This is a genomic window from Brooklawnia propionicigenes (genome assembly GCF_030297015.1).
GTDB classification, from domain to species: Bacteria; Actinomycetota; Actinomycetes; order Propionibacteriales; family Propionibacteriaceae; genus Brooklawnia; species Brooklawnia propionicigenes.
Window position 1 is genome coordinate 136526 of sequence record NZ_AP028056.1, and the last position, 19146, is coordinate 155671.

The following is a 19146-nucleotide window of genomic DNA, read 5'->3' on the forward strand; positions in this document are numbered from 1 at the left end:
GACGGCTGCTGGCGGTGGACGCAGCTCACTGCTGGGCGGCCAATGCCTTCTTGCCGGCCTCGAGCACCTCGATGATGCGGTCCACGTCATAGACGCAGCCGCCCCAGGTGCCCCCGGAGACATCCTGCAGCGCAGCCCACAGCCGGGTGTCGTCGGGCAGGTCGCGGTCGGGAGCCAGCCCGGGATAGGTCTGGCGAGCAGCGAGGACCTCCGCGCCGGCTGGTGGGGTCAGGGGTTCGTCCGGGCTACCGATGAAGTTGAGCGAACCGGTCAGGCCTACCGTGTCGACGACGATCTCGATGAGGTCGCCATCGCGCAGCTTGCCGATCGGGCCACCGGCAAGAGCTTCCGGCCCGACATGACCGAAGCAGGCACCGGTGGAGACCCCGGAGAACCGCGCATCGGTGATCAGCGAGACGTGCTTGCCGTAGGGCACCTTCTTGAGCGCGGAGGTCAGCTGGTAGGTCTCTTCCATGCCGGTGCCGAGCGGGCCGGCACCCAGCACGATCATGATGTCGCCCGCGGCGATCGTCGACTGCTTGATGGCCTTGATGGCGGCCTTCTCGCTGGTGAACACCTTCGCCGGGCCGGTGTGCCGGAAGACCCCGTCGTCACCGATCACGCTGGGATCGATCGCCGCCGATTTCACCACCGAACCCTCGGGGGCGATGTTTCCCAGCGGGAAGGTGACCGTGGAGGCCATGCCCTTGGCCTTCGCTGCCTGCGGCGACAAGATGACGTCGTCGGGATCGACGCCATCGACGTCGTGTAGCCGCCCGCGCAGCAGCTGACGGCGTTCGGATGCCTCCCACCAGTCGAGGTTCGCATCCAGGGTCTCCCCGGTGACGGTCAGCACGTCGGTGTGCAGCAGCCCGAGTCTGCGCAAGTGCAGCATCACTTCGGGCACGCCGCCGGCCAGATAGACCATCGGGGTCGGATAGTCGACCGGTCCGACCGGCAGCACGCTCACCAGCCGGGGCACTGCGGAGTTGATGCGCGCCCAATCGTCCACGCCGGGCACCTGCAGTCCGGCGGCAAAGGCGATGGCCGGCAGATGCAACAGCAGGTTCGTCGACCCCCCGAATGCGGCATGCAGCACCATGGCGTTCTCGATGGCGTGGTCGGTGAGGATGTCGCGGGTGAAGATCTTGCGGTGTTTCAGGTCGAGCAGCGCGTCAGCCGATGCGCGGGCGAGGTCTCGCCAGATCGCTTCACCCGAAGGTGCCAGTGCCGAATGCGTCAGCGCCAGACCGAGGGCCTCCCCGACGACCTGACTGGTCCCGGCGGTGCCGAGGAATTGGCAGCCGCCGCCGGGGGATGCGCAGGCGCGGCAGCCCGCCTCCGCGGCGTCCTCGAAACTCATCTCGCCGGCCGCGTAGCGCACGCCGATGGTCTGGACCGCGCCGTTGTCCTCGCCGTCGGAGGCGCGCAGTGTGGTGCCGCCGGGCACCAGGATGGCCGGGTCGTTGTGCATGGACGCCAGCGCGATCATCATCGCGGGCAGTCCCTTGTCGCAGGAGGCGATGCCCATGACCGCGCGGCGGGTCGGCAGCGAACGGATCAGGCGGCGCATCACGATGGCGGCGTCATTGCGGTAGGGCAGCGAGTCGAACATGCCGACGGTGCCCTGGGAGCGGCCGTCGCAGGGATCGGAGACATAGGTGGCGTACGGCAGTGCGCCCTGGGCGGCCACTTCGCGGGCGGCTTCGTTGACCAACTCGGCCAGCTGGTAGTGGCCGGTGTGCAGGCCCAGTGCGATCGGGTTGCCATCGGCATCAGTGGCGCCGCCAGCGGTGCTGACGATCATCACCGCATCGCGGTTAACGTCGTCCGGGTTCCAGCCCATGCCGACATTCATCGTCATACCGAACAGGTCACCGCTGGGGGCATCTGCGAGCAGTTCGGGTGTCAGGGGAAGCCTGCCCGCTGGGCCGGGGGCCTGCGTCCGCACCTCGTAGATGCTCGGATCGGTGCCGGTGAACAGGTCGCGCAATGCCATGAAGAACTCCCTCGGCGACGAAGGCTTGTGGACGAGCCACAACCTTACCCATATCCTGCACGATCCGCGCACAGGGGTCCCGGTGCCGAACTTGGGTAGGACTGTCTGCAGGCCCTGCGGAGAACCCTACCCAGGAGCGCCGGCCGTTTGAGCGATCAGCCGCGTTCGGCCCGATCAAGCCAGCTGGTGATCGTGGTGACCGCGACATCGGCGAGCATCGGCCCACAGGTGGTCGCATCGGCGCGGATCTGCCGCGGATCGATGCCGGCAGCGGCGAGTTCGAGAGCGTGCCCGATCAGCCAGCGTTCGATGCGGGTGTGATCTGCCTCCACGTGGAACTGCAGGCCCAGCACCCGGTCACCGAGGCAGAAAGCCTGGTTCGGGAAGCCCGGAGTCTGCGCCAGGCGCTGCGCGCCGTCGGGGATGGCGAACTCATCGCCGTGCCAGTGCAGCACCGCGACGCCCTCCAGTCCGGCCAGCACCGAAGCGCGTCCGGCGTCGGTGAGCTGCAGGGGCGCGTAACCGATCTCCTTGCGTCCGGTCGGTGTGACCGGTGCGCCAAGGGCTGCGGCGATCAGCTGTGCACCCAGACAGATACCCAGGGTGGGAAGTCCGGCCTGCAGCCTGACCGATATCGCTTCGAGCTCAGTCACCAGGAATGGGTAAGCGTCGGTTTCGTAGACGCCGATCGGGGCGCCGAGAACCACCACCAGATCCGGCTGGGTGAGAATCTGCGGATCGAGCGAGTCGACGCCGATGTCGAGGTAACTCACCTGGTAGCCCCGTGCCACGAGCAGCGGCTCGATCAATCCGAGGTCTTCGAACGCGACATGCCTGATCGCCAGCGCCGTGCGGTCGTGGTTCATCGTGGCTCCCCTCCCGAGCACGCGTGGATGGACCTAGTCGCTGGACTCCCCCAGCCCGCGCCGAGTGCCCATCGTCTTGCCCTCGACCCAGTACGCCTGAATATAGGAGGTCGCCTTGGTGAAGCCGAACTCGTTGCGCAAACGTGGACGCAGTGCTTTGAGCGATCCGGATTCGGGCGCCACCCAGGCATACCAGCCGCCGTAGTCGCGGGCCGGGATGGCCGCGGTCAGCGAGCCGGGGCCCTGGCGTGGCACCCAGTAGACGGTGGCTCCGGGGTGTTCGGGCAATGGGATCTCGTGATCGGCAGGATCGTGTTCTTCGAGGTAGCACTCGATATGAGCTTCGGAGGGCAGTGCTTCGATGATGCTGGCGATCGCGGGTATGGAGGCCGAATCGCCGATCAGGAGATATCCGGTGGCCGGCTGGTCGGGCACCTCGAATGTGGTGGAGCCGTAGATCATCGCCTGCACAGTGTCACCGGGCCGGGCGCGTTTGGCCCAGGCAGAACCTGGCCCGGCGGGTTCATGCAAGACGAAGTTGACGTTGAACTCGCCGGTGCTCCGATCGGGGTGCGTGATGGTGTAGCCGCGTTGGTACTCGTGACTTCCTTCACCGGGGAACCAGAAGCGCAACCAGGCAGCGGGCCCGGTGTCCAGATCGTGGAGCAGAGTAGGCGAGGTCATCCGCACCTGGACGAAGTGGGGTGCCAATACCTTCTTGTCGACGACGGTCAGGGCGTGGTCCTTCGCGCCCAGACCGCGCATGATGGCGCCCGAGACTCCGCGTTTGGCCATGGCCGTTCCTCTTCACACGCACGACTTGCTGCGGTGCTTAGGGTACACTAAGCAGTCTTTTTTCGTCAGTGCAGGGGCAGGGAGCCGGCCGCAAGCTCAGTCGTCGAGGGCGACGCCGCGGCGCTTGGCCAGCCGGGCCAGTTTTTCGTCCTCTTCGATCGGGACGGCGACGTAGGCGCGCAACACACCGTCATCGTCGCGGCGCAGCACGTAGATGTAGGAGATCGCCGTGAGAATCGCGCCGCTGCGATCGTGGAGCACCCAGCGCACGCGGACGCGGACCAGGCGCTCGGTGAGCGGGTTCACTTCGATGAGTTCGTTACCGACCGATGCGAGTCCGAGTTTCTGGTATTGCGGATAGTTCTTCTGGAGCTCGCGCACCAAGTCCTCATGGTTGTGCGCGACGCTGACCGCCTCATCGGTCAGGACCGTCGAAGGGGTCCCCCACAACGCCGCGGCGCGCTCGGCATCGAATGATTCGAGCGCGGCGGCATATTCACTCAAGTAGCCATAGATTTCGGCGTTTTCGAAAGCCATGCCTCAACGCTAGTCTCCGAAGCGCCGCATGGCGCCGCGATCAGCGATCAAACCGCGCTTGACCGGTCTTGCTAAGGTGGCGGCATGTTCTTGTGAGTTCGTCTTCGCCTGCGCCCGCGGCGTGATTGCCCGGCAGGTCCCCAACTCATTTCCAAGGACACCCATGAACTCACTCATCTCCTCACCGCTGCTGCCAGGGGCTCATCTGCGCGTCGACGGTGTCTCGCTCGCCTTCGCCGACCGCCGGGTACTCACCGATGTTTCTTTCGTGGTCTCCGCCGGTGAACGGGTGGGCATCATCGGCGAGAATGGCTCGGGCAAGTCGACGCTGCTGCGGATCATCGCCGGGCTGCTGCCTCCCGATTCGGGTGCGGTGACGGTCAATGCCACTGCGGGGCTGACTCCGAGCATTGGGCTGCTCCACCAGGACGCGCCGTTCACCCCGGGCGATTCCATTGCACAAGCGCTGGAGTCCGCGGTCGCACCGGCGCGCGACGTCTTGGCGGCGATGGACCGTCACGCAGCGCAGATGGCTGCCGATCCGGACGACCACGATGCGGCCGCCCGCTACGCCCAGACATTGGACGACGCCGAGCGGCTCGAGGCTTGGGATGTCGACGCACGGATCGCTGCGATGCTTGCAGGCCTCGGCCTGGACGACCTGCCGACCGATCGCCTCACGAGCGAGATCTCCGGCGGCCAGCGCGCCAGGCTGTCGCTGGCCTGGCTGTTGTTGAGCGCCCCCGACGTGCTGCTTCTCGATGAGCCCACGAACCATCTGGACGATCACGCGACGGCCTATCTGCGCAGCATCCTGCTGGCGTGGCGCGGACCGGTGCTGTTCGCCAGTCATGATCGGGCTTTCCTGGACGAGACCGTCACCTCGCTGATCGATCTCGACCCGGCGCCGGTTCCGCATGCGGTCGCCGGACCGCTGACCGTCGATGGTCCGGGCTCCGGAATCGGCATCACCCGATTCACCGGCAGCTACAGCGACTATCTGGCCGCTCGCAACCAGGCCCGCATCAGGTGGGAGACGCAGTACCGCGATGAGCAGGCCGAGTTGAAGCGCCTGCGGGCGTCGGTACGCGACAACCACGTCGTCGGTCACGAGAACTGGAAGCCGCGCACCGAGGTGCGCGGCGCGGCGAAGTTCTATTCCGACCGCAACGCGGCCGTCGTTTCGCGGCGCGTCAATGATGCCCGCTCCCGGCTGGACGATCTCGAACAGCGCCAGATCCGTCGTCCACCTGCCGGGCTGCGATTCGGTGGCCTGACCGCAGGCCTCGAGCTGCGCAACCGGCGCGAGTTCAGCGGGCCGGTGCTGGCTGCCTCGGAGGTCGCAGTCTCAGGACGCCTGGAATCCGTCTCCCTGACCGTCAGCGCGACCGAGAAATGGCTGGTGACAGGGCCGAATGGTTCGGGCAAATCGACACTGCTAGAGGTTCTCGCCGGTCAACTGGACCCGACAGGGGGCAGCGTGAATGCTCCGGCCGGGCTGCGGATCGGGATGCTCAGCCAAGATGTCGACCTGCCCGATCCGTTCGAGCGGGGTGACCAGCGCAGCGTGCGCCAGGCCTATCAGGATCTGCTCGGTGCCGAACTGGCCGAGCAGGCGCCGCTGTCGAGATTCGGTTTGATTGCCGGACGCGACGAGAATCGTCCACTCCTGGCGTTGAGCCTCGGCCAACAACGCCGTCTGGCGCTCGCCGTGCTGCTGGCCGACCCACCGGACGTGCTGCTCCTGGACGAGCCGACGAACCACCTGTCACTTCTCTTGGTGACTGAGCTCGAGGCCGCCATCCCCGGCTATCCCGGTACGGTCGTGGTCGCCTCCCATGACCGCTGGCTGCGGCGGAACTGGACTGGTCAGCGGTTCGAGATGGCCGCCGATGGTGATTCACCCGTGTGATCGACGGCTGGTCAGCTCTGCCCCATCCGGCCGAAAGACGCGAGAACCAGCCGTTCGCTGCGCGCCAGGTAGGTCTCGAGTTCGGCCGCTGCCTCGGTCATCCTTCCCTGTTCCAACAGCACGGTGAGTTCTTCGTTCTGCTCGACGAAAGGTGCATGAAGGTGCTCGGCCGAATGCAACGACACGAAGGCAATCCGCAGCTCGGCCAAGACATTCTGGAAGAAGATGTTCAGCCTCGGGCTGTCGGCGAGGCTGACTAGAGCGGAATGAAACTCCATATTGGCCGTGCCGACGATCGTCCACTCCGGTATTTCCTGCGCCTGTTTGGCGCGCTCGACGGCATCGCGTGCGTCCGCGATCGCCGGGTGCTTGGGTAGCGCCTCGCGCACGGCCGCGACCTCGATGACCCGGCGTACCCGGAAGACGTCGAGGATGCTGGAGACCGACGGCACCCGGACGAACACACCGCGATTGGGAATGCGTTCCAACGTGCCCTCGTGAATGAGGATCCGGAAAGCCTCGCGCAGGGTGTTCCGCGAAACCTCCAGGTCTGAGGCCAGCGCGGCCTCCGAAAGCTGCTCACCCGGCACGGCAGCACCCGTGATCAGTCTCTCCCGCAAGACTCCCGCGATCCGTTCGGCAAGGTCGAGGCCGTCGCCTTCGGTGTCAGTCACAGCGCAAGTTTAGGGCGCCCGTCACTCTTGCGAGGTCGTACGAGACGTGCACCGTGATATGTGAACGTAACTCGATGGTTACATGAACAATCTTCTAACGATCGTTCGACACTTTTAGTGTGGTTCGCAGTTCAACCCGAAGGCCAGATCGCGGCGGAGTGGTGGTCACCTTCGGTCCACCTGTCCGATTCCCGGCCCGACCGGCAAGGAGCCACTATGACTGCAGAGTCAACGACCCGTCCCGCATCGCCGTCCGATTCTGAGGGCACTGACCTGAAGACCTTCGCCAAGAAACGCCGTTCGTCCCTCATCGGTGCCATCTTCCTCATGGCCACCAGCGCCATCGGCCCCGGCTTCATCACTCAGACCGCAACCTTCACCTCGAGGATGGGTGCCGCATTCGCCTTCGGGATTCTCGCCTCGGTGCTGATCGACTTCGCTATCCAGACCAATGTCTGGCGGATGATCACCCTGTCCGGAAAACGAGCCAGCGACCTCGCCAACGCGGCGCTGCCGGGTTCCGGTTACCTGCTCACTGTGCTGATCGTCTTCGGTGGGCTGGTGTTCAACATCGGCAACATCGCCGGTGCAGGCCTGGGCCTCAACTCACTGCTGGGCGTGGACGCGAAGATCGGTGGCCTGATCTCTGCATTCCTCGCCATCGCCATCTTCCTCTACAAGCGCGCCGGAGTGATCGTCGACCGGGTTGTCGTCTTTCTCGGTCTCCTGATGATCGGTCTGACGCTGTACGTCGCGATCGTCTCGAGCCCCCCTGTCGGCGAGGCGCTGCGCCAGACGATCTGGCCGGACGCCATCAACTTCGCCACTATCACCACGATCGTCGGCGGATCGGTCGGTGGCTACATCACCTACTCCGGCGCGCACAAGCTGCTCGACAGCGGAAACGCCGGCCCGGAACACATCAAACAGGTCACCCGATCGGCGCTGGCCGGCATCGCTGCCACCGGTGTCATGCGCTACGTACTGTTCCTCGCGATCCTCGGTGTGGTCTCCTCCGGCGTCGTCCTGGATACCTCCAGCAATGCTGCCAATCCGGCCGCTCAGGCATTCCACTACGCCGCGGGCGAACTGGGTCTGCGTGCATTCGGACTGGTGTTCTGGGCAGCAGCCATCACCAGCGTGATCGGGGCCGCCTTCACGTCGGTGTCCTTCATCACCGTCTTCAGCAAGACCGGAATGACGGAGCGTACCCGCAACTGGTGGACCGTCGGGTTCATCCTGGTCAGCCTCGCGGTGTACGTCACACTCGGGACTGCTCCGGCTGCGCTGCTGGTGTTCGCGGGCGGCTTCAACGGACTGGTACTGCCGATCGGCCTGACCCTGTTCATGTACATCGGCTGGTTCCACGCCAAGCAGTTGTTGGGCGGCCCCTACTCGCGGTTCCTGCTGGTGGTCGGAACACTCGCTACGGCGTTGTCGTGGTACATGGCAGTCGTATCGATCGTGCCGATCTTCCAGTTCCTCGGTAGGTGAGCACAGTCGTGAACGGGCTGACAACAGCGCTCAGCGCGTCGTCACCTCCGGAGCAGGCACGGCAGGCGTTCCGTTCGGGTCTGGTGCGCCCGACGGCGGGGCTGTCACAGGGATACGCGCAAGCCAACCTCATCACCCTGCCCCGTGCCGACGCCGCCGACTTTCAGGAGTTCGCACGACTCAACCCCAAGCCGTGCCCACTCCTCGACGTACTGGATGGCACCACCGAGCCGGCGATCGCGCCGGGAGCAGACCTGCGGGTCGATCTGCCGCTCTACCGGGTTTGGCGGGATGGCGAGTTGGTGGATGAGGTGAGCGATGCCACCGACGCCTGGGGCGATCCTGCCGCGCTGGTGAGCTTCGTCATCGGGTGCAGCTTCACCTTCGAATGGGCGCTGCTGGACGAGGGTATTCCGGTGCGCCACATCACCGCCGACCGCAACGTCCCCATGTACCGGACGAACGTGTCATGCGTGGGCGCCGGCGCATTCTCGAGTCCGCTGGTCGTGTCGATGCGGGGCATACCTGCCGAGATGGTGGACGCGGCCGTCGAGGTCAGTGGACGATATCCGCTGGTTCATGGCGCGCCGGTGCAGGTAGGAGACCCGGAGAAGCTGGGAATCACCGATCTCCAGCATCCTGACTACGGAGACGCGCCGATCCTCGAGGCTGGTGACGTCCCCGTCTTCTGGGCGTGCGGTGTTACCCCGCAGGCCGCTGTCGTCGCCTCCCGGCCGCGTTTTGCGATTACCCACGCGCCCGGACATATGTTCATCTCTGACGTCCCGAACGATCGGTACCTGGTGGTGTGAATGGCCGCTGTCTTGTTCGAGCGATCCTGCCGCGGGACTGCCACTACGAGAAGGAGAACAAGCTCATGACCGAATCATCCGCACGTGTCGATCTCAACAGCGACGTGGGTGAAAGCTTCGGGCGTTGGACGATCGATGACGCCGCGATGCTCACCACGGTCTCGAGCGCGAACATCGCCTGCGGTTTCCATGCCGGCGACCCGTCGAGCATCCGCAGATCGCTGACGGTGGCCGCCGCCAATGGCGTCACCGTCGGCGCGCACGTCGGCTATCGCGACCTTGTCGGTTTTGGCCGCCGCGACCTGGATGTCGACACGCCGGATCTGATTGCCGACATCATCTATCAGATCGGGGCCCTCCAGGCGCTGGCCATCGGGGCTGGCACCCGGGTCAGCTACGTCAAACCGCATGGGGCGCTGTACAACCGTATCGTCCATGACGAGCGGCAGGCCGGTGCCGTGGTCACCGCAATCACCGAGGTTGACCCTTCCATGGTCCTGCTCGGCCTGCCGGGATCGGCCGTCCTCGGACTCGCAGAACGGGCCGGCGTGCCAACCGCCACCGAGGCGTTCGCCGATCGGGCGTACACCCCCCAGGGGGAGCTTGTTTCCCGCCGCATAGAGGGCTCTGTACTGCGAGATCCCGAATTGATCGCCAACCGGATTGTCCGGCTGGTCGAGGCCGGGACGATCACAGCCATCGACGGCACCGAAGTCCGGCTGCACGCGGATTCGATTTGCGTCCATGGCGACTCCGACGGTGCAGTCGAGGCGGCACGCGCATTGCGGGCTCGCCTCACCGCGGCCGGTGTCCAGATCGCCTCCTTCGCAGGCGTCTGACATGACTGAGCTGCGTTCCACACCCCGAATCCTGCCGGTCGGCGAGCAAGCACTACTCGTCGAGCTCGCGGATCTGGCGACGACGCTCGGCTTCTTCGACAGTCTTCGGGCAGCGGAGCTGGATGGCATCGTCGAAGCAGTGCCCGCGGCGCGCACTGTACTGGTGAAGTACGCCCCGGGCACCGTCTCGTACGGCGAGCTGGCAGATCGACTGGCCACGCTGGACGTGAGTGACGGGACTTCGTCCAGCGGGCAGCTGGTGGAGATCCCCGTCCACTACGATGGCGCCGACCTCAGTGAGGTCGCCGACCTTCTTGGCATCACTACTGCTGAGCTGATCCGGCGTCACTGTGAATCGGACTATCGCGTGGCGTTCGGGGGGTTTGCACCCGGATTCGCCTACCTGGCCGGTGGCGACCCATTGCTGGACGTGCCCCGTCGCGCGACACCGCGCACCCGGATCCCGGCCGGTGCGGTCGGTCTGGCCGGCACCTTCTCCGGCGTCTATCCGCGGGAGAGCCCGGGCGGCTGGCAGCTTATCGGTCGCACCGATGTCGTGATGTGGGATCTCGATCGCACACCGCCGGCGACCCTGCAACCCGGTGATCGAGTGAGGTTCGTCGATGCCGGCCCAGCAAGAGTCAATGGTGTGCCCGTCAGTACCTCGACCGTCATCCGGGCCAACTCCGGTTGCGCCGAGCGTGCGGTCGAGGTACTGCGTCCTGGCGCACAGGCTGTGCTGCAGGACGAGGGCCGGGTCGGCGTTGCAGGTCTGGGTGTCACCGGATCGGGTGCGCTGGATCGCCCCGCGCTCCACACGTCGAACGGACTGGTTGGCAACTCCCCTGGTGAAGCGGCAATCGAGTTCGCTCAGGGTGGCGAGATCGAGGCACATGGCGAGATCGTGCTGGCCGTTGCGGGCGCATGTGGCGAGCTTCGCATCACCCGGCGCAGCGGCCGTGTCGACTCGGCCGCAGGACTCTCGCCGATAGCGCTCGGCAGCGGGGAGCGCCTCGCTATCGTCCCCGCTCGCGGCGGCCTGCGCAACTATCTCGCGGTTCGTGGGGGGTTCGACGTGCCGCTCGTCCTGGGCAGCCGCGCGACCGACACCTTGTCTGGCATCGGCACACCCCCGTTGACCGCCGGATCGATGCTTGATGTCCGGACGATAGGCGCTGTCCCCTTTCCCCCGGTCAGAGCCCCCGAGCCATGGCCGAGCGAACACGTCTTTGCCGACGTGGTCGAGCTCCCGGTCGTGCTGGGCCCCCGGGACGACTGGTTCACCCAGCAAGCCCTCGGCACCTTGTTCACCCAGCTCTGGGGGGTGACGCGGCAATCGAATCGCGTCGGGCTCAGACTGCACGGTGACCTGCCGCTGGAACGGTCAATCACCGACGAACTACCCAGCGAAGGCGTTGTCCCAGGTGCCTTACAGGTGCCGGCCAGTGGGCAGCCCGTGCTCTTCCTCGCCGATCACCCGGTGACCGGCGGATACCCTGTGATTGCCGTGCTGACCACGCGGGCGCTCGCAGTCGCGGCCCAGCTGACGCCCGGCATCTCGGTGCGTTTCACTGCGGCGGATAGCTCATTGACTCCGCTTGCCGTCCATACCCCGACCTCTTTGGAGCTGCCATGAACCGGATCCTGATCGCCAATCGTGGTGAGATCGCCGTTCGCATCGTGCGTGCCTGCCACGACTCCGGCCGCGTCGCGATCGCGGTCTACGCCGACTCCGACGCTGATGCCGAGTTCGTGCGGCTGGCCGACGAGGCTTGGGCCCTTGAGGGCTCCACTGCAGCCCAGACCTATCTTGATATCGCCAAGCTGATCGGGATAGCTCGCCGTGCGGGAGCCGACGCCGTGCACCCGGGCTACGGGTTCCTCGCCGAGAACGCGGACTTTGCTCGCGCAGTGCTCGACGCCGGACTGATCTGGATCGGTCCGCCGCCCGAAGTCATTGACCTGCTTGGTGACAAGGTCGCCGCCCGGGCTCTTGCCCAGCAAGTCGGAGCGCCGCTCGTGCCGGGCACTCCTGGGCCCATCCCCGGTCCGCACGAGGCCGCAGCTTTCGCGGCCCGAAACGGCCTTCCGATAGCGATCAAGGCAGCCCACGGCGGCGGTGGCCGGGGTCTGCGGGTGGTATGGCGCGCCGAAGATGTCGTTGAGCAGTACGAAGCCGCGGTCCGCGAAGCCACCCAGGCCTTCGGATCCGGCGAATGCTACGTGGAGCGCTATCTCGACCGCCCGCGCCATGTGGAGGTCCAGATTCTCGGCGACTCGGCCGGCACGGTTGTCCCGGTCGGGACCCGCGACTGTAGCCTTCAACGCCGCAGCCAGAAACTCGTGGAGGAAGCACCCGCTCCCTTCCTCACTGCGGACCAGCATGCGTTGATCACCGGCGCGGCTCGTGACATCTGCGCGGCCGCCGGCTATGTCGGAGCGGGAACTGTCGAGTTTCTGCTGGCCGCCGACGGGACGATTTCGTTTCTGGAGGTAAACACCCGGCTCCAGGTGGAGCACCCGGTCACGGAGGAGACCACAGGGATCGATCTGGTGTTGGAACAGTTCCGGCTCGCCGAGGGCGGCCGGCTCGACCCGGCACCGCCTCCCGTACACGGGCATGCGATCGAGTTCCGGATCAATGCCGAGGATCCTTCCCGGGGGTTCCTGCCCGTTGCCGGCGCGCTGACTGACTTCCGGCCTCCGGCGGGACCGGGTGTACGGCTGGACTCCGGCGTGTCGTCCGGCTCAGTGGTGCCTGCTGCGTTCGACTCCCTGCTTGCCAAGCTGGTGGTGTGGGGGCCCACCCGCGACGCCGCGCTTGCCCGCGCCCGTCGTGCCCTGGACGAGTTCGACATCGGCGGGCTGCCGACCGTGCTGCCGTTCGACCGGGACGTGGTGGTCGATCCGGCCTTCACCGGCGAACCGTTCGGCGTCCACACCCGCTGGATCGAGACCGACTATGTGACCCGGGCCGAGCCGGAGCCGCTACCTGAGCCTCCGCTTGGCCTCGATGTGGTGCGCACGTGGGTAGAACTCGACGGCCGACGAGTGCAACTCGGTATCCCGGCGGGCATCCTCGCGGTAGGCTCGCTCGCCGCGTCGGGCGTGACCGAGAATGCAGACGTGACACCGACGGCCCCTGCCATCCCAGAAGGGGCGGTCGTGTCGCCGATCACCGGCAGCGTGGTGCGCTGGCTCGCCTCGGACGGAAGCACCGTCGCCGAGGGTGAGGCCACCGTGGTGGTCGAGGCCATGAAGATGGAGACCACCGTGGTCGCGCCCCGGCCCGGCACTCTGACCGTCACGGCCGCAGAAGGGGACGCGGTTGACGCGGGGGCTGTTCTCGGGCTGGTTGGCTGATCTCCTATCCTGGTGCAGTCGTGGTCGCCCATGATCGCTGGCTGCGCCGCAACTGGAGTGGCTGGCGGGCGTGAGCTGTCACCTACTTGACCCACCAGGCGTTGCAGGTCTTGCCTTCCTGAAAGCGATGCGCAACGCAACCGAGATCAAACCACCTGTTGGTCCGTGGACGAACTCAACGGAAGTCCCGCGAATGGTGCGCCACATCGATCGTCAGCGGCTCCAGACGATCGGCCAGCAGATTGACGATTCCTTCCGGTGAACGCTCCAGTTTGCCGCGCACGATCAGCGCGGCCGACGATCGGGCCACCCGCCGGTACCGCTTCCACAGGCCCGCTGAGCAGACCACATTGATCAACCCGAACTCGTCCTCCAGATTCACGAACGTGATACCCGAGGCAGTCGACGGTCGCTGCCGGTGGGTCACCAGACCTGCCGCGCTCACCCGGCGTCCGGCCTCGAAGGTGCGCAACTCGGCCGATGTCAGCACCCCGCGCGCGGCCAGGCTTCCGCGAATATGAGCGATGGCATGATCGTCGACCGACACCCCGGTCGACGACAGATCGTCCGCCAACCGCTCCAGCCCGGTCTGCTCAGCGAACAACGGCGGCTGCAGCGCGACGATGGTCCCCGGCAGCGTCTCGGCTTGATCGAGTGCCGCTGTACCCGCCCGCCACAAGGCCTGCCGCCGAGTCAACCCGAGGCAATCGAATGCCCCTGCCGTGGCCAGCGCCGACAACTGTGTCTCGGTCACACCGGTGCGACGAACAAGATCCTCCATCGAGCGATACTGCCCACCCGTCTCGCGTTCAGCGACGATCCGGGCGGCCACATCCTTCCCGATGCCGTGTACCCCGGCCAGCCCCAACCGCACCACAAACCTGCCATCCCGGCGATGCCTCGCCCCCTCATCAGGTGCAGCCGGATCGAACTCGCCCACCGACGGCTGGTACCGCTCACAGCACGCATCCATGCCGGTCGGCCCGCCCGATCCCGGGTCCAGCAGCTCCACGCCCGCATCGACGCCCGAATGCTGCAAGTCGGGACGACGCACCTCGACCCCATGCCGGCGGGCGTCTGCCGTCAACGTCTCAGCTGAATAAAAACCCATCGGCTGAGCCCGCAACAGCCCGGCCAGAAAAGCAGCCGGGTAATGCAATTTGATCCACGAACTCGCGTAAACCAGCAGCGCAAAGCTCAGCGAATGCGATTCGGCGAAACCGAAATTGGCGAAGGCCTGGATCTGCCGGTAGATGATATCGGCCTTCTCCCCCACCAGCCCATTGCGCTCCATTCCCGCATACAGCCGCTCCCGCACCGACTCGATCCGCTCCAGGCCGCGCTTCGAACCCATCGCCCGGCGCAGCAGATCGGCGTCCTCCCCCGAGCACTCCCCGACCGCCATCGCCATCTGCATCAGCTGCTCCTGAAAAACCGGGACCCCCAACGTGCGAGCCAGCACCGGCTCCAGCTTCGGATGCAGATAACTCACCGGCTCGGCCCCGAGCTTGCGGCGGACGAACGGATGCACCGCACCACCTTGGATCGGGCCAGGCCGGATCAGCGCGATCTGGATCGCCAGATCGTAGAACTTGCGCGGCTGCAGTCTCGGCAGCAGGCCCATCTGAGCACGGGATTCGACTTGGAAAACCCCGATCGAATCGGCCCGGCACAACATGTCGTAGACCGCTTTCTCCTCCTTCGGCAAGGTGGCGAGTTCCCACGTCTCGCCGGTGGAAGCCCGGATCAGGTCGAAACAGTGCTGCAGGGCCGCCAGCATGCCCAACCCCAGCAGATCGAACTTCACCAACCCCATCCAGGCGGCATCGTCCTTATCCCACTGGATCACCGTGCGACCAGGCATCCGGGCATGCTCGATCGGCACCACCTCGCCCACCGGGCGCTCGGTCAGCACCATCCCGCCGGAGTGGATACCGAGATGACGCGGTGCCTTCAGCAGTTGATTCGCCAACTCGGCCACCTGCGGTGGAATGTCATTGCTGCCATCGGCACCGATCGGGCCACCCCAGCGTTCGATATCGCGGGAGAATGCGTCTTGTTGGCCCGGCGAGTAGCCGAGAGCCTTGGCGATATCGCGCACCGCATTCTTCGGCCGGTACTGAATGACATTGCAGACCTGGGCGGCACGCTCGCGCCCGTATCTTTCGAAAACCCATTGGATGATCTCCTCTCGGCGGTCGGAATCAAAATCGACATCGATATCGGGTTCTTCTTCACGCAGCGACGACAAGAACCGTTCGAACGGCAGTCTGTAGAAAATCGCATCGACCGCGGTGATGTCGAGCAGGTAGCAGACCGCCGAGTTGGCCGCCGACCCCCGGCCCTGGCATAAAATCCCCCGGCGCCGGGCCTCGGCAACAATGTCATGGACGATCAGGAAGTAGCCCGGAAAATCCTTGGCCTCGATGACATCCAGCTCATGCTCGATGCGTGAGCGTCCGGACTCGTCGAGATCGGGATACTTGCGCGGCACCGCCTGCCAGACCAGCCGGCGCAGCCACGACATCGGCGTGTGGCCATCGGGCACCTCTTGTTTGGGTAGCGCCGGTTTTGCCCTCCGCAACGGAAACGCCAGGTCGTCGGCCAGCTCGACCGTGCGCTCGACAGCACCCGGGTAACGAGCGAACAGCGCCTGCATCTCAGCCCCCGAACGCAGGAACGCGGTCCCGGCGGCGGGCAGCCAGCCGTCCAGCTCATCGAGGCTGCGGTTGGCCCGCACCGCAGCCACCGCCTGAGCGAGCAGATGCCGGACGGGGGCGGCATAGTGCACATTGCCGGTCGCGATGACCGGCAGCTCGGCCTGCGCGGCGAGCGTGGCGAGCGCGTCATTGTGGGTCGAATCCAGCGGACCGCCGTGATCGGTCAGCTCGACATAGACCCGATCGCGGCCGAACCGCTCCACCAGATCTGCCAGCTCCCGCGACGCCTCCCGATGGCCGCCGGCGCGCAGTGCCTGACGGATCGTTCCCTTGCGGCATCCGGTGAGAATCACCCAATCGCCTCCGGCTTGGTCGCTCAGACCATCGAGATCGTAGACCGGCCGGCCCTTCTCCTGCCCAGCCAACTGGGCGGCCGTGAGAGCACCGGCCAGCCGGTGATAGCCCGCCTCGCCACGAGCCAGCACCAGCAGATGAGATCCGACCGGATCGGGGACGCCCTTTTGAGGCGCCGGCAAGTCCAGCGAAAGCTCCGCTCCGAAAACCGTCTTCACGCTGGTCGCCTCGGCTGCCTCCGCGAACCGGACGATGCCATAGAGCCCGTCGTGATCGGTCAGCGCCAGCCCGTGCAGACCGAGCCGCTCCGCCTCCTCGACCAGTTCGACAGGACCGGATGCGCCGTCCAGAAATGAGAAGGACGAATGGGCGTGCAGTTCGGCGTATGGCACGACGTGGGCGGGACGCACAATCGGTGGCGCCTGGTAGGGCGCCCGCTTCCACGAAAAAGGCGCCTCCTGTTCGGCCGGCGGCTTACGGCCGGTCAGTGTGCCTTCCAGCTGACGCCATGGGATGGGCGGATTGTGGTAGCCCATGGGTGTACCTCCTTTCTGGCCTCAGTCGTACCGTCCCTCAGCCCACCAGCCCTGATCGTCGAGCATCAGCAACCAGGCGCCGCCGGTGACGTCTGCTACCTGGAAACGGCAGCCCTTGGTTGCCTGTGCAGCGTCCCAGCCCCGTTCGCTGACCGGCCACGGACCAGCCCAGCTGGCCAGCTGCAGGTGAGCGGCTCCCACACTCAGCTGGGCCGGGATACCGGTCAGCAGCAACCGGTCATCGACACCGACCCGCACGCCGTCGGCGTCGGTCACCTCGACCCGGCGACGCTGCGGAAAGACGGTGGCCGGCAGCGGATCGGGCAATCGTCCCGGCCAGGGACGATCAGCTGGGTGACGCAACACCGCCCGGTCACCCCACGGCACCATCAGCTGCCGTTCGGCCAGCCCGCGTCCACCACCGATGGCCGGGGTGACCACCGCCTCGTGACCCAGCATCGACTGCACCCGGGAGAGCACGTGATGCACCTTCTCGTCGGTGCCGGAGCCGAACAGGCCGGGGGCATGATGGGCGATCGCATCGGTCGCTACCGGCTCGAGACGTACCCGCACCAGCCCGCTGCCGATCGCGTTACCTGCCGCCGCCTGCAACTGCCAGCGCACCCGATCGACCACCGCCGCCGCATCGAAACAGCCCGGATGCAACCAGACCCGCTCGACATGCTCGCCCTGCTCGGCCCGCAGGATGACCCGCAGCTCGGTGCAGACCAACTGCTGAGCAGCCAGCCCGGCGACGAAATCCTCAGCGGTGGCCTGCACACTGAACGCGACCTGTTCAGCCAATGCCAGCGGCGGATCGAAGTCGATCTGACGGTCGAACTCGGGCGGCAGCCTGCGTGGAACCACCTCGCGGGGATCTCGTCCGCACGCCAGCGCATGCAACCGGACGCCACGGTCGCCGAAGCGATCGCGGACATCGCCGACGCTCATCGCCGCGAAGTCTCCCAAAGTGTGCATCCCCAGCCTGGGCAGCAGCTCGCTCAGCTCCGCATCGCCCAGCCGGTTCACCGGGAGCGGCGCCAGATAACCGGCCGCAGCACCGGGTGGTACCACCAGAATCGGATCGGCGTGAACAGCCGCCTGTTCGGCGGTGAACAGACCGTCGGCTATTCCTGCCCGGCTGCCGGCAACACCCAACTCGGAGATCTGGGCGAGGATCGCCTCAGCAGCCGCGGCCTCGCCACCGTAGTAGCGGGCCGGGCCCCTCGTCCGCATTGCTACCAGCCCGGGACGCACCACCTGTATTTTCGGCACGATCTGCTCGATCGTGACCACCAGTGGGGTAAACATCTGCTCGTCACGTCGGGGATCGGCCGGCACCACGGTCAGCTGTGGGCAGCGGGCCTGCGCCTCGCGGCGCCGCTGACCACAACGCACGCCTTCGGCACGCGCGGCCGGCGAGCAGGCGGTGATCCGGTTGGCCTCGATCACCGCCACCGGCCCGGTCTGCGGCTGATCTTCGGCCAGCCACCAGGCATTCACCGGCCAATCCGGAAACCAGGCGGCCAGACACCTAACCGGCGCAAGAGTGGTAGTCATCAGCCCACCGCCCGCAACGTCGACCGTGGCTGGGTCTGTTCTGCCATCGTCTCGCCGGCATCGGCAGACAGCCGTCCGGTGCTGTCGGGCAGCATCAGCCGGGCGGTGCGGGAGATGCCGGAATGCCGGTTGGTGGCATTCACCAGCACCTCGCGCGAGTCCAGATAGCCGTGACCGGAACCCAGCCCCGACCAGTGCGCCTCGGCGATGCCGAGTTTCGCGGTGACCCGCGGCCAGTCACCGCAGACCAGCAGCACCGACGAGCGCTCTCTCAGACGGGCAGCCAGCCGCGCGGCATCCGCGTCGCGCACCTGAGCTGGTGGCCGCACGGCCACCAGCGGCAGGGCCTCGGCCAGCGCCGCGACCACCGACAGCCAGCGCTCCCCCGGCTGCGACACCAGGACGAGTCGCTCCAGCACGACTCCGGCGCTACCGGCCGCTTCGGCTCCCAGCTCCGGGATACCGACCACCCCACACCATGAGCCCGCCTGGGAAGGCTCGGCCAGCAACGCCAGCAGCAGGGCCCCGCCGCTGACCGAGTAGGCCGCTCCGGGCTGCAGGCCACCGTCCAGCAGCCCGGCCAGCGCCGGATGCACCGGTACCAGGTGACGCACCCGCGGCCCGGCATCGGCCTGGCTGCGCAGGCGCTGCAGCAGATCCCCATGCGGGGTCGCTGTGGCTGCGGCGGTGTTTACTAGCACCCTTCTACTATCGAACACCAGTTCGAATCAGTCAAGAGGCTGGC

General features: G+C 66.5%; 14 protein-coding genes. 6 read left to right on the forward strand and 8 right to left on the reverse strand.

Annotated elements, in window-relative coordinates; all coding sequences use genetic code 11:
• Positions 1-25 precede the first annotated feature (25 nt).
• From QUE25_RS00650 to QUE25_RS00665, 4 genes are all read right to left on the reverse strand, one after another.
• The gene (locus QUE25_RS00650; RefSeq protein ID WP_286266591.1) at positions 26-1999 is read right to left on the reverse strand and encodes a YjhG/YagF family D-xylonate dehydratase; all 1974 of its coding nucleotides are present in this window, start codon (positions 1997-1999) and stop codon (positions 26-28) included.
• A 155-nt stretch (positions 2000-2154) separates the two neighbouring features.
• A complete protein-coding gene (locus tag QUE25_RS00655; RefSeq protein ID WP_286266593.1) occupies positions 2155-2865 on the reverse strand; it encodes a glutamine amidotransferase in 711 nt (236 codons plus the stop codon).
• A 33-nt stretch (positions 2866-2898) separates the two neighbouring features.
• A complete protein-coding gene (locus QUE25_RS00660; RefSeq protein ID WP_286266594.1) occupies positions 2899-3660 on the reverse strand; it encodes a siderophore-interacting protein in 762 nt (253 codons plus the stop codon).
• 96 nt (positions 3661-3756) lie between these two features.
• Positions 3757-4197: a hypothetical protein gene (locus tag QUE25_RS00665; protein ID WP_286266595.1), complete on the reverse strand. Its 441-nt coding sequence runs from the start codon at positions 4195-4197 to the stop codon at positions 3757-3759.
• Positions 4198-4360: 163 nt separating this feature from the next.
• Here QUE25_RS00665 and QUE25_RS00670 point away from each other — a divergent pair, with 163 nt between their 5' ends.
• Entirely contained in the window at positions 4361-6109 is a 1749-nt protein-coding gene (locus QUE25_RS00670) for an ABC-F family ATP-binding cassette domain-containing protein (protein WP_286266597.1), read from the forward strand.
• An 11-nt stretch (positions 6110-6120) separates the two neighbouring features.
• Here the strand turns inward: QUE25_RS00670 and QUE25_RS00675 are convergent, their stop codons facing one another.
• Positions 6121-6783, reverse strand: coding sequence for a GntR family transcriptional regulator (locus QUE25_RS00675; protein WP_286266599.1), 663 nt, complete (start codon positions 6781-6783; stop codon positions 6121-6123).
• Between the two features lie 216 nt (positions 6784-6999).
• Between QUE25_RS00675 and QUE25_RS00680 the strand changes: the two genes are divergently transcribed.
• From QUE25_RS00680 to QUE25_RS00700, 5 genes are all read left to right on the forward strand, one after another.
• Positions 7000-8277: an NRAMP family divalent metal transporter gene (locus tag QUE25_RS00680; protein WP_286266602.1), complete on the forward strand. Its 1278-nt coding sequence runs from the start codon at positions 7000-7002 to the stop codon at positions 8275-8277.
• Positions 8274-9089, forward strand: a complete 816-nt coding sequence (locus tag QUE25_RS00685; RefSeq protein WP_286266603.1) for a putative hydro-lyase — start codon at positions 8274-8276, stop codon at positions 9087-9089. Before QUE25_RS00680 ends, QUE25_RS00685 begins: the two co-directional genes overlap by 4 nt.
• 65 nt (positions 9090-9154) lie before the next feature.
• The gene (locus QUE25_RS00690) at positions 9155-9928 is read left to right on the forward strand and encodes a LamB/YcsF family protein (RefSeq protein ID WP_286266605.1); all 774 of its coding nucleotides are present in this window, start codon (positions 9155-9157) and stop codon (positions 9926-9928) included.
• Between the two features lies 1 nt (position 9929).
• Positions 9930-11564, forward strand: coding sequence for a 5-oxoprolinase subunit B/C family protein (locus QUE25_RS00695; protein WP_286266607.1), 1635 nt, complete (start codon positions 9930-9932; stop codon positions 11562-11564).
• Positions 11561-13291 carry an acetyl/propionyl/methylcrotonyl-CoA carboxylase subunit alpha gene (locus QUE25_RS00700; RefSeq protein WP_286266610.1) on the forward strand — a complete coding sequence of 577 codons (1731 nt, stop codon included), beginning with the start codon at positions 11561-11563 and terminating at the stop codon, positions 13289-13291. The genes QUE25_RS00695 and QUE25_RS00700 overlap by 4 nt, the downstream gene beginning before the upstream one ends.
• Positions 13292-13466: 175 nt before the next feature.
• Here the strand turns inward: QUE25_RS00700 and QUE25_RS00705 are convergent, their stop codons facing one another.
• From QUE25_RS00705 to QUE25_RS00715, 3 genes are read right to left on the reverse strand one after another with little or no spacing between them, the layout of a single operon-like run.
• Complete coding sequence (locus QUE25_RS00705; RefSeq protein WP_286266612.1) at positions 13467-16841, reverse strand: error-prone DNA polymerase; 3375 nt, start codon at positions 16839-16841, stop codon at positions 13467-13469.
• A gap of 21 nt (positions 16842-16862) precedes the next feature.
• A complete protein-coding gene (locus QUE25_RS00710; protein ID WP_286266614.1) occupies positions 16863-18401 on the reverse strand; it encodes a DNA polymerase Y family protein in 1539 nt (512 codons plus the stop codon).
• On the reverse strand, positions 18401-19102 hold the full coding sequence (locus QUE25_RS00715) for a hypothetical protein (protein ID WP_286266615.1): 702 nt from the start codon (positions 19100-19102) through the stop codon (positions 18401-18403). Before QUE25_RS00715 ends, QUE25_RS00710 begins: the two co-directional genes overlap by 1 nt.
• Positions 19103-19146 lie beyond the last annotated feature (44 nt).

Coding starts and splice junctions, on each gene's coding strand:
- QUE25_RS00670 (WP_286266597.1), top strand. CDS start 4,361: ATGAACTCACTCATCTCCTCACCGCTGCTGCCAGGGGCTCATCTGCGC.
- QUE25_RS00650 (WP_286266591.1), bottom strand. CDS start 1,999: ATGGCATTGCGCGACCTGTTCACCGGCACCGATCCGAGCATCTACGAG.
- QUE25_RS00710 (WP_286266614.1), bottom strand. CDS start 18,401: ATGACTACCACTCTTGCGCCGGTTAGGTGTCTGGCCGCCTGGTTTCCG.
- QUE25_RS00690 (WP_286266605.1), top strand. CDS start 9,155: ATGACCGAATCATCCGCACGTGTCGATCTCAACAGCGACGTGGGTGAA.
- QUE25_RS00655 (WP_286266593.1), bottom strand. CDS start 2,865: ATGAACCACGACCGCACGGCGCTGGCGATCAGGCATGTCGCGTTCGAA.
- QUE25_RS00680 (WP_286266602.1), top strand. CDS start 7,000: ATGACTGCAGAGTCAACGACCCGTCCCGCATCGCCGTCCGATTCTGAG.
- QUE25_RS00660 (WP_286266594.1), bottom strand. CDS start 3,660: ATGGCCAAACGCGGAGTCTCGGGCGCCATCATGCGCGGTCTGGGCGCG.
- QUE25_RS00695 (WP_286266607.1), top strand. CDS start 9,930: ATGACTGAGCTGCGTTCCACACCCCGAATCCTGCCGGTCGGCGAGCAA.
- QUE25_RS00700 (WP_286266610.1), top strand. CDS start 11,561: ATGAACCGGATCCTGATCGCCAATCGTGGTGAGATCGCCGTTCGCATC.
- QUE25_RS00705 (WP_286266612.1), bottom strand. CDS start 16,841: ATGGGCTACCACAATCCGCCCATCCCATGGCGTCAGCTGGAAGGCACA.
- QUE25_RS00665 (WP_286266595.1), bottom strand. CDS start 4,197: ATGGCTTTCGAAAACGCCGAAATCTATGGCTACTTGAGTGAATATGCC.